Origin of the sequence: Streptomyces sp. NPDC048002 (assembly GCF_040653275.1) — a bacterium.
Taxonomy (GTDB): Bacteria; Actinomycetota; Actinomycetes; order Streptomycetales; family Streptomycetaceae; genus Streptomyces.
This window is the reverse complement of sequence record NZ_JBEZNL010000037.1, coordinates 65,604-81,422: the sequence shown is the minus strand read 5'-3', so window position 1 is coordinate 81,422 and position 15,819 is coordinate 65,604. Positions and strand designations below refer to the sequence as shown.

Sequence of the window (15,819 nt, the reverse complement as noted above, 5' to 3'; positions counted from 1 at the left end):
TGGACCGCTTCGCCATGGACCGGGACGCCGTCGCCGCGGCGGTGACCGCGGCGCAGGTCGTCGGCAACACCGTCTCCGGCGCCGTGGACGGCGCCGACGGCGACCTGGGTCACAACACCAGCGGCAGATGACCCTCCCCGGCGGCGCCGGTACCCCCGTCCCGGCGCCGCCCTCCGATCGACCGCCGAACTCCCGCTCCCCCCTGGGAGTTCGGCGGTCTTCCCACCTCCGCGCGCTCTCCCGGCCACCGGCCCGGCCGACCCGCGGCACCCTCTTTCCACGAAGGGAAACCGGACCCTCATGTCCACGGAAGCCGTCACCCATCCGACCTACGGGAACTGGCGCCGGCCACGGCGGCCGGGGCTCGGCCCCCTCGGTCTCGTCGGCACCTTCGGTGTCTTCGGCGGACTGGTCCTGACCCTGCTCGCCTCGCTGGTCTCGCTGTACGCGGCGCTGGTCGTGGCGCTGCCCGTCACGGTGTTCCTGATTCCGCTCGCCGTCCGGACCCAGGACGGGCGCAACGTCTACCAGTTGATGACGCTGCGCGTCGGCTGGTGGCGTCGTAAGGCCAAGGGCGCGCACCTGTACGTCTCCGGTCCGCTGTCCGCGCGTCCCGGCGGCCGGTTCCGCCCGCCGGGTCTGCTCAACAAGGTGACGGCGACGGAGGGCCGGGACGCCTACGACCGCCCCTTCGGCGTCCTGCACCACCCGGCCCGCAACCTGTACACGATCGTCCTGGGCTGCGACCCCGACGGTGGCGCGCTGGTCGACGCCGACCAGGTCGACGTGTGGGTGGCGCTGTGGGGCGAGTGGCTGGCCCGGCTGGCCCACGAACCGGGGTTGCGCGGTGCCTCGCTGATCGTGGAGACGGCGCCCGACCCGGGCACCGCGCTCGCCCACGAGGTGCTGCCGCGGATCCACCCCGACGCGCCGCCCGCCGCCCGCGCGGTGATGGAGGAGGTCGTCGAGCGCTATCCGACCGCCTCCTCCGAGATGCACACCTACGTGACCCTCACCTACGGCGTGCCGCCCGGTCAGCGGCGCAAGCCGGAGGACGTGATCTCCGACCTCGCGATCCGGGTCCCGGGCCTGCTCAGCGGGCTCGTCGCGGCCGGTGGCGGCTCGGCGTACCCGCTGTCGGCCGAGCGGATCGCCGAGGTCGTCCGGGTCGCCTACGACCCCGCCGTGGCCGCGGACGTCCTCGACGCCCGCGCGCGGCACGGCGGCACGGGACTGGAGTGGGAGGACGCGGGTCCCGCCGCCGCCGTCGAGACGGTCAACAGTTATCAGCACGACTCGGGGGTCTCCCGGACCTGGCTGCTGACGCTCGCGCCGCGCGGCACGGTCCGCTCGTCGGTGCTGCGGGGCCTGCTGGAGGCGGCGCCCGGTACCCGCCGCAAGCGGGTCGCGCTGGTGTACCGGCCCATCGACCCGGCGACGTCCGCGCGGATCGTCGAGGCGGACCGGCGCAGCGCGCAGTTCATGGCGACGTCCGGCCGGGGCATGGTGCAGGCGCGCGCCGCCTCGGAGATGCGGGCGGCGGAGCAGACCGCGGCCGAGGAGGCGTCGGGCGCCGGTCTGGTGGAGTTCTCGCTCATGCTGACGGTCACCGTCGACAGCGCCGCCGAACTGGCCGACGCCAGCGTCGCCGTCCGCAATCTGACGGCCGCGTCCCGGGTGCTGATGCGGCCCGCCGACCGGATGCAGGCGGCGGCGTTCACCTGCACCCTGCCCGCCGGGATCCTCCCGTGGGAGCAGACCCTGATCCCGCACGAGTTGCAGGAGGCGCTGTGAGCCGCCGGAGCGAGGAGAAGAAGGCCGAGCAGGCCGACCGGCTCGCCGAGAAGCGGGCCCGTGAGGCGCTCGCCTCGGGCCTGACCGCGCAGGACCCGTCGTGGACGCAGAAGCCGGTGAAGCCGGGTCGGGCGTCGGGCAAGAAGGGGAAGGGCCCGGAGAAGACCTCCCGCCCGAGGGAGCTGTATGTTCCGCCCCGCGGGTGGATGGGTCCCGGCGGTGGGCGCGTCGGCTACATGGACCCGCCGACCATGTGGCGTGCCACCACCGTGCAGGCGTGCGGTATGTGGCCGTTCGCCGCGGGTTCCGGCTCGCCCATGACGGGAGTGCCGCTCGGGCAGCACCTGTTCACCGGTGCCACGGTCTGCGGTGACCCGCTGAGCTGGTTCACGCGGGCCCGCTACATCTCCAACCCCTCGCTGTTCATGCTCGGCATGCCGGGTCTGGGCAAGTCCACCCTCGTCAACCGGATGCTGATCGGGCTGGCCGCGACCGGCGTCGTACCGCTGGTGCTCGGCGACCTCAAGCCCGACTACGCCGACACCGTACGGGCGCTCGGCGGTCAGGTGATCTCCATCGGCCGGGGCCGGGGCGGCATCAACGTCCTGGATCCCGGCGCGATGGGCGAGGCCGCCGCGCGGATCGGGGGCGAGGCCGGTGAGGTGCTCAAGGCCGAGACGCACGGCCGGGTGCTGAACATGGTCGCCGCGCTGATCACCATCGTGCGCGGCCGCCCGATGGACGACCACGAGCAGTCCGTGCTCAGCGCGTGCCTGCACCATCTGCGGGAACGCACCCCGGTGGGTTCCACCGTGCTGCTGCCCGATCTGCTCCGGGTGCTGACCGAGGGCCCCGACCGGGTCCGCGCGGTCACCCTGGACCGCGGCGACGACGCCCGCTACCGGGACGCCGTCGACCCGCTGCACCGCTCCCTGCTGGGCATCCTGGACGGCCCGCTGGGCGACACGTTCGCCTCCGAGACGTCGACCCGGATCAATCCCGCCGCGCCGGCGGTGTGCATCGACATCTCCGGCATCGGCGAGGCCGACACCCAGCTGACCGCCGCCGCGATGCTCGCCGCGTGGTCCGACGGGCTCGGCACGGTGGCCGCCTCGCACGCCCTCGCGGACGCCGGACTCGCCCCCCGCCGCTGGTTCTTCACCGTCCTCGACGAGCTGTGGCGCCCGCTGCGCGCCGCCTCGGGCATCGTCGACCGCATCGACGCGCTGACCCGGCTGAACCGCTCCCTCGGCCTCGGCGACGCCAAGATCACGCACACGCTCAAGGACGCCGAGGCGCTGGGCACCGACTCCGACCGGGCCAAGGCGCGCGGCTTCGTGGAGCGGGCCGGGATGGTGGTGTGCGCGGGACTGCCGCGTGCCGAGATGGAGGATCTGGGCAAGGTGGTGGGGCTGTCCCGGCGGGAGATCGAACTGGTGTCGTCGTGGTCCTCTCCCCCGGGCTGGGGTGTCTCCGGGGAGCACGAGGAGCCGCCCGGCCGCGGCCGCTTCCTGATCAAGGTCGGTGGCCGGCCGGGCATTCCCATCAAGGTCGCCATCACCGACGCCGAGCGCCGGCTGCACAACACCAACACCCGCTGGACGCCAAACGAGGAGAGCGTCGAGCAGGCCGTGTCGCAGGCCGCCGCGCGCGTCGCGCGGGCCGCCCAGGACGACACACCGCGGCTGCCGGGCGCGACGGCGGCGGACGGGAGGTGGACGGCATGAGCGGTCCGAGCTCCGGCGGCGGCTACCACGAGCAGCTGCCCTGGGCGATCGTCGGGCTCGCCGGGACCGGCCTCGCCCTGTTCGGACTGGTGTGGTCCGGCGGCACGCTGGGCGCGGGACTGAGCGGCCACGGCTTCGAGGCCCCGCCCTTCGCCCTGTCCACGGTCGTCCGGCTCACCACCGAGGGTCCCGCCGCCCTGTGGCCCGCCGCGCCGGCCGCCGCCGTCTACGCGGGCATGTTCGCCCTGCTGACGCTGATCGCGGTGCCGATCGCCCTGGCCGTACGGCTGCTGCTGAACCGCGCGTCCCGCCCCAAGGGTCTGGCGGGGCGCCGTGAACTGGCCGCGATGTGCCCCAAGGGCATCGAGGCCCGCGCCCGTGAACTGCGTCCGAGCCTCAAGGGCCGCGAACACGTCCACCCGGACGAGACCGGCAACCTCCTCGGCGACCTCGACCCCAAGGGGCCCGAGCTGCGCAGCAGTTACGAGGACGTGGAACTCGACCTCATGGCGCCCCGGGCCGGCAAGTCCACCGGCATCGCCGTCCCCCGGGTGCTGCGCGCCCAGGGCGCGGTTCTGCTCACCTCCAACAAGTCGGACGTGTACGCCGTCACCCGCGCCGCGCGCGAGGAGGCCGGCACGGTGTGGACGTTCGACCCGCAGGGCATCGCGCACACCCCGCGCGCCATGTGGTGGGATCTGCTCGGCGAGTGTCACACCATCGAGGGCGCCCGCCGGCTGTCCGGGCACTTCGTGGCGTCCGTCAACGACGACACCGCGAAGAAGGACTTCTGGATCTCGGCCGCCCAGAACACCCTCACGGCGCTCTTCCTCGCCGCCGCGCGCGGGAAGGCCCCGGTCGTGGACCTCCTCGGCTGGCTCGCCGACCCCGCCGACCGCACGCCGATCGACCTGCTGCGCGACTCCGGTCTCATCGCGATGGCCGAGCAGTTGCAGGGCACGGTGCGCGGCGCCGTGGAGACCCGGGACGGCATCTTCGAGACGGCCCGGCAGACCGTCTCCTGCCTGCTCGACCCCGAGATCCTCGCCTGGGTCACCCCCGACCCCGCACTGCCCGAGTTCCGGCCGCACGCGCACGTGCTCGGCCACGACACGCTCTATCTGCTGTCCAAGGACGGCGGCGGTTCCGCGGCCGGTGTGATCGCGGGTCTCGCCGACGCCACCATGCGGGCGGGCGTGGTCGCCGCGGAACGGATGGGCGGCCGGCTCGACCCGCCGCTGACCGCGGTCCTCGACGAGGCGGCCAACGTGTGCCGCATCTCCGATCTGCCCGACCTGTACTCGCACTTCGGCTCGCGCGGCATCAACGTCGTGACCCTGCTCCAGAGTTACCGGCAGGGCGCGCGGGTGTGGGGCGAGGTCGGCATGGACGCGCTGTGGAGCGCGGCGACGGTCAAACTCCTCGGCGCGGGCCTGGACGACGCCGACTTCGTGCAGAAGATCTCCACCCTGGTCGGCCAGCACGACGTGCGCACCCCGAGCGTCTCGCGCAGCAAGGACGGCACGTCACGCTCGTACTCCTACCGTCAGGAGGCCGTGCTGCCGCCCGACCGGATCCGCGCCCTGCCCAAGGGCACCGCGCTGCTCCTCGCCACGGGTGTCCGTCCGGCCCTGATCCGGCTGCGGCCCTGGTACAAGGAGCCCGGGGCGGCCGCCATCTCGGCGGCGGCGAAGGCGGAGACGGCGGCCATCACGGAGCGGGCCGCACGGCGTCTGCCGGGTGTGGACCTGGGCAAGCGGGAGGGCGCCCTGCCCCTGTGACGGTGCGCAGCAGCCACTCCGCGGGTCCGTACCGCACTCGCCCTGCCAGCCGCGCGCTCAGGGCGAGTTGCGTGCCGTACAGCACCACGCAGCCCGCGAGGAGGGCCGCGGTGCCGACCCGGTCGTAGAGCCCGGGTCCGTAGCCGGTCAGGACGCAGGCGAGGACGAGCGACTGGGTGAGGTAGTGGGTGAGGGCCAGGCGGCCGGCGGCGGCGAGCGGACGGGCCGCGGCCGGGCCCAGGGCGTCCAGCAGGAGAAGGAGCCCGCAGGCGTACGCGGCCGTCAGCGCGGGCGCGGTCAGTACCGCCACCGCGTATCCGACGTGGAACCACCGGCTGTCCAAGGGCCCGTTGGCGCAGCAGGCGGTGATCACGCCACCGGCCAGGCCGACCGGCAGCCACCGTACGACGGCACCGCGCAGCCAGGCCCGGTCCCGGCCGCGCCGCTCGACGAGCCGGGTCCTGGCCGCCGCGAGTCCCGCCAGGAACGCGGCCAGCATGTCGGCCGAGTAGAGGAGGTTGGCGCCGATCGCGGCCGGGAGGTCGCGCAGATGGGCGGCGAGGACCGACAAGGGGTCGCCGCGGTAGGCCGCCACGGTGTCCGCGCTCGCGGGGTCGGGGGTGTAGGGCTCGGTGAGCGCGACGGTCAGCAGCCCGTAGGCGAGCAGCAGCGCCGCGAGCGCAGCGACCAGGGCGGCGGCCAGGCGCAGGGCGCCGACCGGGCCGAGCCCGCGCAGTCCGTAGAGAAGCAGGGACAGGACCGCGTAGGTCATCAGGATGTCCCCCGGGTACAGCACCACGGCGTGGACCGCTCCCAGTGCGAACAGCCCTGCCGCGCGCCGCAGATGGCGGGGCGCGAACGCGGCTCCGGACCGCCGCGCGGACCGTTCCTGGAGGACGAAGCCGTACCCGAACAGGAAGGAGAACAGCAGATAGAACTTGGTGGCGACCAGCGCGGTCACCGTCCAGGCGAGCCCCCTGTCCAGCGCCGAGGCGTCCGGCCCGCCGTCGATCACGGTCCGGGGTCCGGCCATGAGCTGCGCGTTGACCAGCAGGATGCCGAACAGGGCGAAGCCACGCAGTACGTCCAGTTCGCCCAGGCGGGCGCCGTCCTCGGCCGGGCGGTCCGCGCGGGTCACGACGCGACCACGACTCCGGCGCCGAAGGTGACCGTCGAGGACACGAACCAGCCGAACGACGGCGCCAGCAGGTGCCGCAGGGTCCACAGCCGGGCCGCCGTCGGCCGGCTGCGCGCGTAGACCACGACGACCTCTCCGCCGACCGGAGGGAGCCCGCACAGCGGCCCGTACCGGCCGGGATCGAGCACGAGACGCCGTCCCAGGTGGTCGGAGAAGACCACCAGTCCGCCGCCGCGCCGGTCGGCCGCGGCGCGCGCGGCCACCACGCCCGGAACGCGCAGTCCGCGCATCCACAGCCGGACCGCCGCCAGCGAGGCCCGCAGCGCCAGCACGAGGAAGCCGAAGCCGAACCCCGTGCTCAGTGCCAGCAGCAGCAACTTCGCGTCCATGCACGTCCCTTCACCGTCCCGGCCGCGCGCCTTCCCGGCCACTCCACGCACAACGGGCCCCGGCCCGGACCCGGTTCACCTGCGTTGAACCAGCGGACGGTACGGCCGCGTTGTGCGAACGATCCATGACGAACACATCCCAACCCAGTCCATGAAGGGAGCTTCGGCCGGATGAGCCAGCTGAGTCGTACTCTGCGCGCCCACGGCCGCCGGACGGCGGTCGCCGTCACCCTGGCCTGTGTCCTGACGGCGACGGTCCAGCAGCCCGCCCACGGCGAGCCCTCGACTCTCCCCGAGGTACAGGCCGAACTCCGACGCCTCTACCGCGCGGCGGAACGCGCCACGGAGAAGTACAACGCCGTCGACGAGGAGGTCACCAAGCAGGAGAAGCGGGTCCGCACCCTGGCCACGGAGATCGAGGCCGCCGAAACGAGACTGGACCGCCTCACCTCGCTGGCCGGGGCCGCGGCCCGGGCCCAGTACCGGTCGGGCGGCCTGCCCGCGGAGGTGCAGTTCGCGCTCTCCGACGACCCCGAGAACGCCCTGCACAACGCCACCCTGGTCCGCCGGGCGCAGCAGTCCACCCAGGGCGTGCTGACCGCGCTGGAGGACACCCAGGAGGACCTGCGCACCCGTAAGGACGACGCCACGGACGTGCTGGACGACCTGCGCGGCAGCCGTCGCGCACGGGCCGCCGAGCGCCGGACGATCGAGAAGAACATCGCGTCGGCCGAGCGGCTGGAATCGCGGCTGAAGGCCGAGCAGCGCCGGGAACTGGCCGAGCTGGAACGCAAGGAGGCCGAGGAGGCGCAGGCGGAGTGGGAGGACTCCGGGATCCTCGACCAGGTCGGCACCGAGGCCACCCCGGCCGGCCGCAAGGCGATCGTCTTCGCCACCCGGCAGCTCGGCAAGCCCTACGTGTGGGGAGCCGAGGGACCGGACTCCTTCGACTGCTCCGGCCTCACCTCCGCGGCGTGGCTGCACGCGGGCGTCACCATCCCCCGCACCTCCGAGGAGCAGTGGCGGCAGCTGACCCGCGTCCCGATCAAGGACATGCGCCCCGGTGACCTGATCATCTACTACGAGGACGCCAGCCATGTCGCCCTCTACATCGGCGAGGGCGAGGTCATCCAGGCCCCGCGGCCGGGGCGGTGGGTGTACGTGTCGCCGGTGGCGTCGATGGAGATCCTGGGGGTGGTACGGCCGGACCCCTGACGGACGAGGTGCGGGCCCGAAAGGCCCGCACCTGCGGCGGAGTTACTCCTCAGCGCTCTTGCAGAGCGGCTGCCTCCGGCGACAGCTCGAATCCGACGGGCAGGGGAAGCAGCCCGACGGGCAGCTTCCCGCCGACGGGCGGACGCCGAAGCCGTCGCTCCCCGGTCGGTGACGGCGCGGGGCGGGCCGAGCCCGCTGCCCTCTCCGCTTCGGAGCGCCTCCGCTCCAGCAGACCGAGCGGGGCCAGACGACGGTCAGTTGTTGACTGGTTCATGTGCCTTCCCTCGGGCCTGTCCACGGGCGTGCCGGTGGGAACCGGCAGTTGACACAAGGACACAACGGACGGCGGCCTGGGCCCGGTTCACCCCGCGAATGAACTGCGCCGCCCCCGCGCCTCGTTGTCCTTGACGAACCGGTGGGCCAGGCCCCCGGCTCCTTCAGGACCCCGAGAGACGACAGGAGGGGCATGTCAGCCATGCCGACGGAGAGTCCCGAGGTTTCCGAGGCCGAGCGGCCCGCCGAACCCACACCGAGCGACAAGGACTCCGCGGAGAAGCCCCCGACACCACCGCAGTTCATCCTCTACCTGCAAGGACCTCCTTACGCGCAGGCACTGCGTCAGCTGACGCTGTGGACGCACCACGTGCTGTTGCCGGTCTACGGCAGGGAGGCCACGTCCTCGGCCCCCTGGTGCCCGCGCTGGTGGGAGCACCCCGAGGCCGTCGCCCAGCTGCACGCACTGTGGCTCTCCTGGGGCGACTTGACGGGACCGGGATCGGACGCGTCCGGGCCCGCCATCTGGCATCGCGACTATCTGTCCACGGTGATGGGCACCCTGCGCGACCCGCAGGGCCCGTTCGCCGGCTGCAAGCCCGGCATGCACCGCCCGAAAGAGGCTCCGGTGGTCGACGTCCTGGATCCGTTCGCACCCCTGCCTCCGCCGCTCTGAGGGCGACTGCGGGCAGTGAGTCGGCTGAACCGAAACCCCGGCGGACCCGTTGTGCCACCCGAGCGGAGTACACGACCGGCGAGCGGCGTCGCACTCGGCGGCGCTCCCGGGGCCGGTACGAAGCGACCGCCTACGCAGAAGGAAGGACTCCATGCCAGGCTCAGACATCTCGGATGAAAGCGGCCAGTCCAACGCCAGTTCCTACACCCCGGTGCGGCTTCGTGAGCGCAGCGACGGGTCGATCGACATCACGGAGGCCCGCAACGCCGTCCCCGACGACGCGCCCCCTCTGTTCAACGAGGCCCGCGCGGGCGTGTACAACGAGCGCTCGAACACGTACTACGCGGTCGGCGAAGAGAACCAGGTCGCACGATGGGACCAGCGGGTGCGGCAGTGGGCCTGGGAGAACCGGGCGAACGTGATGCGAGCGATCATCGACGTGGCTCCCACCGCCATCCAGGGGACGGCGCCCTTCGTCCCCGAGGGAACGGCCAGGAACGTCGTCACGGGCATAGGCGTTGCCAGCCAGGGCCTCGTAGCCGTTTCGGAGCTCTACGGTCAGTACCAACAGCACCAGTCGGGCGGCCACGTGGACCCGGTCCAGGTGACGGCGAGCGTCGGTCGACTGCTGTCGACGGGGTTGAACACCTACGGGGCGGTTGCCGACCAGGAGGCTCCGGCCACCTCGATGGTCAGTGGAGCCGGAACGTGGGTGTCCGCGGCCGCGACGACCGCGGACGTCGTGCACCACGCCCACACCGATGCCCAGCGGCGCCAGGACCCCGGTCGCGAGATGTACGGGATGTACCCTCCACCGGCCGTCGGCACCGACGTAGGACAGTACCCTCCGGGTAACGCCCCGGCGCCGTCCTCGGCTTCAGCCTCCGGCGTGTCCTCCCAGCAGCAGTCGCTCACCAACCGGTCGGCTGCCAGCTTCGCTCCACCGGTCGAGCCGAGGAGTCGCGATACGGCTTCCTCCTCGTCGCGGGAGCACGGAAGCACGAGCAGGCACAGTCATGGCGGAGAAAGCAGCAGAAGCAAGGGGAAGGGGAAGGAGAAGCGAAGGAAGTAGTCCAGCGCTCCTCCGGCACTCCGGCCCTCCGGTCCGAGTCGCACGGCCGCACTCCAGGAGTGCGGCCGTCGCCCGGTGACGGCAGGCGCCGGCGCCCTCGCGACCGCCCATGACCCGACGGCATCCCGACTGAACCGTTCGCACCACGCGGCCCGTTGTCGCCCGTGTCAGTGCCTCCGACCCGAAAGAAGGTCAACGTGCCGCAGGACAAGGAGGCTTCTCCGGCCCGCAAGCGGCTGACCAAGGAGCGTCCTGAGGCCAGACTCGCCAAGGACGTGGCCCAGGCCGATCTGGCGCTGAGGAACATGCGGCACGGCTCCGCCGGGAACCATCCCTCGGACACGGATCTCCTCTGGGCGGAGCTGGTCCAGGAGTTGCGGCGCCTGTTGGACCGCTTCAAGGGGCGGCAGGGGGCGCCGGGCATGTCCGCACCGAACGGAGCGGAGGCGTCGTACGCCCCGAACGGCTCGTACGCCCCGGCCGCCCAGTACTCCCCGACGGCCACTCCGCGGCAGCCGCACCCGGGTGAGGTGGCCGCGCAGCAGAACATGGCAGAGCTCCACAGCAACATCGACCGGCTGCCACGCGAGTCGCGCATGGCCTTCGAGGACGCGATGCTGGACCTGGTCAGAACCGACGCCACCGTGCGGGCCGCGTTCGAGCAGTCCCCCGAGAGCATTCCGACGATCGCGAAGTACGCCGTCAACGCCCACCACCGCGAGGCACTGCGCGCCGAACCCACCGCCGAGGCCGCCATGAACACGGCCCGGGACACCATCATGGCCAGGGACGCCGAGCAGTTCGCCGCCATGCGCCAGCGTTTGCAGCGCCCGGCGCAGGCCCCCCGGGCGGCACCCGAGGTGCCCCACGTACTCAGTCCCGCCGGGCAGACCGTCCTTCACCGGCAGGTCGAAGGCAGTCAGGGCAGAGCCGGCAACAACCCGCGCCAGCCGCTCGGCCGGGGAAACGGCGCCGTCCACTCCGCCCAGCCGAGTCGCATTCCCAGGCCCGTGTCCAAGCCGCGCGCGGCAAGTTGACGACACCCCCGCCCTTCCTTCTTCCACCACCCTGCGGAAAGGTCCCCGTCCATGCGCCTCGTGTGCCGTATGCGCAGACGCACCCAGTTCCTGCTCGCCCTGCTGCTCGTCATCACGTCCGTGACCGGGACGGCCCTCGCGGTCCAGGCCGGTCGCTCCGGCGGTGCGGATGTCGACAGCACCCCGGCCGCCGTGACCGGCACCGCCGAGCACACCCTCACCTTCCAGAACCGCACCGACGGCCGTATCTGGGTGGGCAGTACGGTCAACGCCGACGGGTCCGCCGCGCTCACCGGGCTGCCGATGCTGGAACCGGGCCAGTCCGCCACGATCACCATCCCCGAGAACACGGGCGCCGGGCACTGGCGGGGCAAGTTCTTCGCCCGGCAGGGCTGCACCGGCGAGGCGGGCAGCACCTTCCACTGCGCGGTCGGGGACTGCGGTCCCTACCCGGACCACTGCTCTCTCGGCGACGAGCCCACCGGGCTCGCCGAGTTCAACTTCGACCCGGCCGACCCCCTCGCCCCCTGGTACAACGTCAGCTACGTCAACGCGGTCTCCGTACCCATCACCATCACCCCCGACAACGTGCCCGTACCGGACGCCGGGGAGTGCGCGGTGGCCGGCTGCGCCACGGAGATGCTGTCCGCCTGCCCGGCCGAGAACCTGGTCAAGGACCCGGCCACGGGCGTGGGGCTGGTGTGCGTGAACCCCGACCGGGACGCCAAGACCGCGTACAGCGAGATGATCGCCCAGAAGTGCCCCATCGCGTACGGCTGGTCCAAGCAGGACGCCGAGGCGGGCAACCGGGTCGTCTACCAGTGCACCGAGTGCAGCGGCATGACCGTCACCTTCGGCACCGGTGACGCCACCACGCCGGAGGCCCCGGTCACGACAACCGATCCGGGCGAGGACACGACGGCGGTCTCGGCCCGACGCGGCATCAGCCTCAACCCCGTCGACGGCGCCGCCCAGGCGCTCACCGACTCCGGAGCGCACTGGTACTACAACTGGGCCTCCTCCACGGGCCCCGTCGCGCGCCCGGAAGGCGTCGAGTACGTCCCGATGATCTGGGGCCCCGGCTCGGTCACCGACGCCGAACTCGGCATGGCCGAGAACGAGGGCACGGCACTGCTCGGCTTCAACGAGCCGGACCGCGCCGACCAGGCGAACCTGACGCCTGAGCAGGCCCTGGACCTGTGGCCCCGGCTCCAGTCCACCGGACTGCGCCTGGGCGCCCCGGCGGTCTCCCACGGCGGTGACGTGGCCGACGGCTGGCTGGACCGCTTCATGCGGGGAGCGGCCGAGCGCGGACTGCGCGTCGACTTCATCCCCCTGCACTGGTACGGCGGAGACTTCGGCCCCGACGCCGCCAACCAGCTGCGCGGCTATCTCCAGGCCGTCCACGACCGCTACGGCAAGCCCGTCTGGCTGACCGAGTACGGCCTCATCGACTTCTCCCAGAACCCGCCCCGCTACCCGAGCGAGGGGGAACAGACCGCCTTCGTCGAGTCGTCGACGCGGATGCTGGAGGGCCTGGACTTCGTGGAACGGTACGCCTGGTTCACCCTGTCCACCCGGACCGCCCCGACGGGCCTGTACGACGGGACGACCCCGAACGCGAGCGGCCGCGCCTATCGCGACGCGGACCCGGCGAGGTAGGCCCGGATGGATGCGAGCACCTCAGGGCGCGGCGTCCTCCAGGCGGCCGAGCCGTTCGCGGACCTTCTCGGCGTCCGGGTGGTCGAACTCGGCCAGGATGGCCAGGGCCCGTCGCCAGCTCGTGCGAGCGGCCTCCGGCTCGCCGGCGGCCAGTTGGACGTCTCCGAGGTTGCTCAGGGTGTGCCCCTCGCCCCAGCGGTTGCCGACCTTCCGGTGTGCCTCCAGCGCCTGGTCGTAGTGGTCGACCGCCTCGTGGAGCCGGTGCAGCCGGTGGTCGACCGTGCCGAGGATGTCGAGGGCGACGCCGGTGACCCAGTGGTTGTCGCTGGCACGCAGCACGGTCAGTGCCTCGCCCAGACAGTCGAGGGCCTCGTCGTAGCGGCCGAGCCGCTGGTAGGTGTCACCCAGGTTGGTCAGGGCGATGCCCACCCCCCAGGCGCTGTCGAGGGCACGGTCGAGGGCCAGCCCCCGGCGCGTGTACTCGACGGCCTTGTCGAGCCGTCCGGCCTGCAGATAGGCGTCGCCCAGGTTGGACACGGCCGCGGCCCGGCCGTGGACGTCGCCGATCTCCCGGTGGGCGGCCATGGCCTGGTGGTACAGCTCGATGGCCTCGTCGAGCCTGCCGTTGCTGCGCAGCGCGGCGCCCGTGTCCGCGAGGGCCTGGGCCTCGCCCCGGCGGTCGCCCGCGGCACGCGCGGCGGACAGGCCGGTGCGGGCGCTGGACAGCCACTCGTGCAGGTGGCTGCGGAGGTAGAAGAACCCCCACAGGACGGCGGGCAGGCGCCAGGCGAGGTCCGGGAAGCCGGAGCCCGCCGCCTCGCGCACCGCGCAGACCAGGTTCGGCAGTTCGGTCTCGCACCAGTTCAGCGCCTCGTCGTAGGTGGCGAACTCCAGCGGACGGCACAGGTCCGGCGGCGGCCCCAGGGGGATCCGCTTGCGGGTCGGCGTCAGGTGCGGATAGGCGGCGTCGGCGGTGTGCAGGAACCAGGCGAGCAACCGCTCCACGGCCCGGTCCCGCTCCTGGGGGTCCTCCTCGGCCCGCACCCGCTCGACGGCGTAGACGCGCAGCAGGTCGTGCAGCGTGTAGCGGCCCGGGAAGTGCTCGGTGAGCAGATGGGCCCGGGTGAGTTCGACGAGCAGGGCGGCGGTCTCGCGCACGGGGAGCCCGGTGAGGCCCGCGGCCGCGGGCGCGGAGATGTCGGGGCCGGGGTGCAGGCCGAGCAGCCGGAAGAGGCGTGCCGCCGGGGCGGACAGGGCCTTGTACGACCAGGAGAACACGGCCCGCAGGTCGGTCGTGATGTCGTCGCCGCCGGCGAACGCGTCGAGGCTGCCGTGGCTGTCGGCGAGTTCCTCGGCGATGGCGCTCAGCGGGAAGCCCGCGTGCGCGGCGGCGTGCGCGGCGACGATGGCGAGGGCCAGCGGGAGCCGGGCGCACTGCCGGAGGATCTCGTCCGCCGCGTCGGGCTCGGCCGCCACCCGTGCGCCGCCGAGCCGGCGGGCGAGGAGTTCGCGCGCCTCCTCGGAGGTCAACTGGTCCAGCGTGAGGGGATGCGCGCCCTCGCCGACCACGAGGCCGGTGAGCTGATTGCGGCTGGTCACGATGACGAGGCAGCCGGGGGAACCGGGCAGCAGGGGGCGGACCTGTCCGGCGTCGCGGGCGTTGTCGAGGACGATCAGCACCCGGCGCTGGGCGAGCATGCTGCGGTAGAGCGCTGTGAGGGCGTCCAATCCGGCGGGGATGCTCATCGGTGGGACGCCGAGTGCGCCGAGGAAGACGCCGATCGCCGATTCGGGCGGCACGATCGAACCGGTCGGGTCGAATCCGCGCAGATTGATGTAGAGCTGCCCGTCGGGGAAGCGGTCGGCGATCTCGTGCGCCCAGCGCACGGCCAGCGTGGTCTTGCCGATGCCGCCCATGCCACCGATCGCGCTGATCACGACAGTGCCCGGGGGTCCGCCGTGCTCCGGCAACAGGGCGCGTATGCGGTCGAGTTCCGCATGGCGGCCCACGAACACCGGCAGGTCGGCGGGAAGTTGGGCCGGTCGGGCGGCGGTCACCGGAACCGGGGGTATCGCCTCGGCGGGGGGCTCGGGCCGCGCGGGCGGTTCCAGGTCCAGGGAGGCGTCGGCGGCGAGAATGCGTTCGTGCAGGTCCTTCAGGGGCGCGCCGGGGTCGATGCCCAGTTCGGCGGCGAGCAGTCCGCGGGTCCTGCGGTAGGACTCCAGCGCCTCGGCCTGCCGGCCGGAGCGGTACAGCGCGAGCATCAGCAGGTGACAGAGCCGCTCCCGCAGCGGGTGGGAGCCGGTCAGGGAGAGCAGTTCGGCGATCACCTCGCCGTGGCGGCCGAGTTCGAGATCGGCGTCCAGGCGGGCCTCCAGTACGGCGAGCCGCGCCTCGGCCAGCCGGCTTCGCTCGGCCTCGGCGAACGGGCCGGGGACACCGGCGAGCGCCGTTCCCTGCCAGCCGTCCAGCGCCGTGTGCAACAGCTCCGCTGCGTCGAGGACCCGTCCGGCGGCCCGTAACTTCTTCGCCCGGGCGACTCTCTGCTCGAACACGGTGAGGTCCAGGGCGCCCTCGGATGTCCGGACCAGGTACCCGTCCCCGACGGACACCACCACACGCTCGGACGCGGGCACGTCCCGCCCCGGCTCCAGCACCTTGCGCAGCCGCGACACATAGGTACGCAGGACGGACACGGCGGCCGCCGGAAGGTCCTCGCCCCACACCGTCTCCAGGAGTTCGTCGAGCGTGACCGGACGTCCGCCCCGCAGCAGCAACGCCACCAGGACGGCCCTCTGCTGAGGTGAGCCGAGATCCAGCTCCTGATCACCGCGCCAAGCCCGGACCTGCCCCAACACGGCGAAGCGCGGGGAACTCTCGTAGACGTTCATGTCGGGACTCTACTGACCGGTGAATGCAGTGTGTTTCTGCCCCTGGAACGTCACATGCCGTTTGTGTCACACCAGTTGAGGAATTGGCTGTGAGTTGAACCGCGGCCGCCCTCCGGCCCGTTGCGGTTCGAGGGGCCGCTCCGGCGTCCCCCGCAAGGCCGCA

General features: G+C 72.8%; 11 protein-coding genes. 8 read left to right on the top strand and 3 right to left on the bottom strand.

Annotation, left to right across the window (positions count from 1 at the left end; all coding sequences use genetic code 11):
• The first annotated feature begins 300 nt into the window (after nt 1-300).
• From AB0E07_RS31955 to AB0E07_RS31945, 3 genes are read left to right on the top strand one after another with little or no spacing between them, the layout of a single operon-like run.
• Nucleotides 301-1,794, top strand: a complete 1,494-nt coding sequence (locus AB0E07_RS31955; protein WP_362259986.1) for an SCO6880 family protein — start codon at nt 301-303, stop codon at nt 1,792-1,794.
• Nucleotides 1,791-3,521: an ATP/GTP-binding protein gene (locus AB0E07_RS31950; RefSeq protein ID WP_362259984.1), complete on the top strand. Its 1,731-nt coding sequence runs from the start codon at nt 1,791-1,793 to the stop codon at nt 3,519-3,521. Before AB0E07_RS31955 ends, AB0E07_RS31950 begins: the two co-directional genes overlap by 4 nt.
• Complete coding sequence (locus AB0E07_RS31945; protein ID WP_362259982.1) at nt 3,518-5,302, top strand: TraM recognition domain-containing protein; 1,785 nt, start codon at nt 3,518-3,520, stop codon at nt 5,300-5,302. Before AB0E07_RS31950 ends, AB0E07_RS31945 begins: the two co-directional genes overlap by 4 nt.
• Here AB0E07_RS31945 and AB0E07_RS31940 read toward each other — a convergent pair.
• Together AB0E07_RS31940 and AB0E07_RS31935 are read right to left on the bottom strand one after the other, a co-directional pair.
• Nucleotides 5,232-6,440, bottom strand: coding sequence for a DUF418 domain-containing protein (locus tag AB0E07_RS31940; RefSeq protein ID WP_362259980.1), 1,209 nt, complete (start codon nt 6,438-6,440; stop codon nt 5,232-5,234). The two genes, AB0E07_RS31945 and AB0E07_RS31940, sit on opposite strands and share 71 nt — an antisense overlap.
• Nucleotides 6,437-6,829 (bottom strand): hypothetical protein, encoded by a 393-nt coding sequence (locus tag AB0E07_RS31935; protein ID WP_362259979.1) that lies wholly within the window; start codon nt 6,827-6,829, stop codon nt 6,437-6,439. The genes AB0E07_RS31940 and AB0E07_RS31935 overlap by 4 nt, the downstream gene beginning before the upstream one ends.
• Nucleotides 6,830-7,000: 171 nt before the next feature.
• Between AB0E07_RS31935 and AB0E07_RS31930 the strand changes: the two genes are divergently transcribed.
• The 5 genes from AB0E07_RS31930 to AB0E07_RS31910 all read left to right on the top strand — a co-directional run bounded on the left by AB0E07_RS31930 (nt 7,001) and on the right by AB0E07_RS31910 (nt 12,764).
• Nucleotides 7,001-8,044: an NlpC/P60 family protein gene (locus AB0E07_RS31930; protein WP_362259977.1), complete on the top strand. Its 1,044-nt coding sequence runs from the start codon at nt 7,001-7,003 to the stop codon at nt 8,042-8,044.
• Between the two features lie 466 nt (nt 8,045-8,510).
• Nucleotides 8,511-8,993, top strand: a complete 483-nt coding sequence (locus AB0E07_RS31925; RefSeq protein WP_362259975.1) for a DUF4913 domain-containing protein — start codon at nt 8,511-8,513, stop codon at nt 8,991-8,993.
• Nucleotides 8,994-9,144: 151 nt separating this feature from the next.
• Nucleotides 9,145-10,065 carry a hypothetical protein gene (locus tag AB0E07_RS31920; protein WP_362259973.1) on the top strand — a complete coding sequence of 307 codons (921 nt, stop codon included), beginning with the start codon at nt 9,145-9,147 and terminating at the stop codon, nt 10,063-10,065.
• A gap of 197 nt (nt 10,066-10,262) precedes the next feature.
• Nucleotides 10,263-11,102 (top strand): hypothetical protein, encoded by an 840-nt coding sequence (locus AB0E07_RS31915; RefSeq protein ID WP_362259971.1) that lies wholly within the window; start codon nt 10,263-10,265, stop codon nt 11,100-11,102.
• A 69-nt stretch (nt 11,103-11,171) separates the two neighbouring features.
• Nucleotides 11,172-12,764, top strand: a complete 1,593-nt coding sequence (locus AB0E07_RS31910) for a glycosyl hydrolase (RefSeq protein WP_362259969.1) — start codon at nt 11,172-11,174, stop codon at nt 12,762-12,764.
• Nucleotides 12,765-12,785: 21 nt separating this feature from the next.
• Here the strand turns inward: AB0E07_RS31910 and AB0E07_RS31905 are convergent, their stop codons facing one another.
• On the bottom strand, nt 12,786-15,656 hold the full coding sequence (locus AB0E07_RS31905; protein ID WP_362259967.1) for a BTAD domain-containing putative transcriptional regulator: 2,871 nt from the start codon (nt 15,654-15,656) through the stop codon (nt 12,786-12,788).
• Nucleotides 15,657-15,819: the final 163 nt, after the last annotated feature.

Coding starts and splice junctions, on each gene's coding strand:
- AB0E07_RS31935 (WP_362259979.1), bottom strand. CDS start 6,829: ATGGACGCGAAGTTGCTGCTGCTGGCACTGAGCACGGGGTTCGGCTTC.
- AB0E07_RS31925 (WP_362259975.1), top strand. CDS start 8,511: ATGTCAGCCATGCCGACGGAGAGTCCCGAGGTTTCCGAGGCCGAGCGG.
- AB0E07_RS31930 (WP_362259977.1), top strand. CDS start 7,001: ATGAGCCAGCTGAGTCGTACTCTGCGCGCCCACGGCCGCCGGACGGCG.
- AB0E07_RS31945 (WP_362259982.1), top strand. CDS start 3,518: ATGAGCGGTCCGAGCTCCGGCGGCGGCTACCACGAGCAGCTGCCCTGG.
- AB0E07_RS31920 (WP_362259973.1), top strand. CDS start 9,145: ATGCCAGGCTCAGACATCTCGGATGAAAGCGGCCAGTCCAACGCCAGT.
- AB0E07_RS31955 (WP_362259986.1), top strand. CDS start 301: ATGTCCACGGAAGCCGTCACCCATCCGACCTACGGGAACTGGCGCCGG.
- AB0E07_RS31905 (WP_362259967.1), bottom strand. CDS start 15,656: ATGAACGTCTACGAGAGTTCCCCGCGCTTCGCCGTGTTGGGGCAGGTC.
- AB0E07_RS31910 (WP_362259969.1), top strand. CDS start 11,172: ATGCGCAGACGCACCCAGTTCCTGCTCGCCCTGCTGCTCGTCATCACG.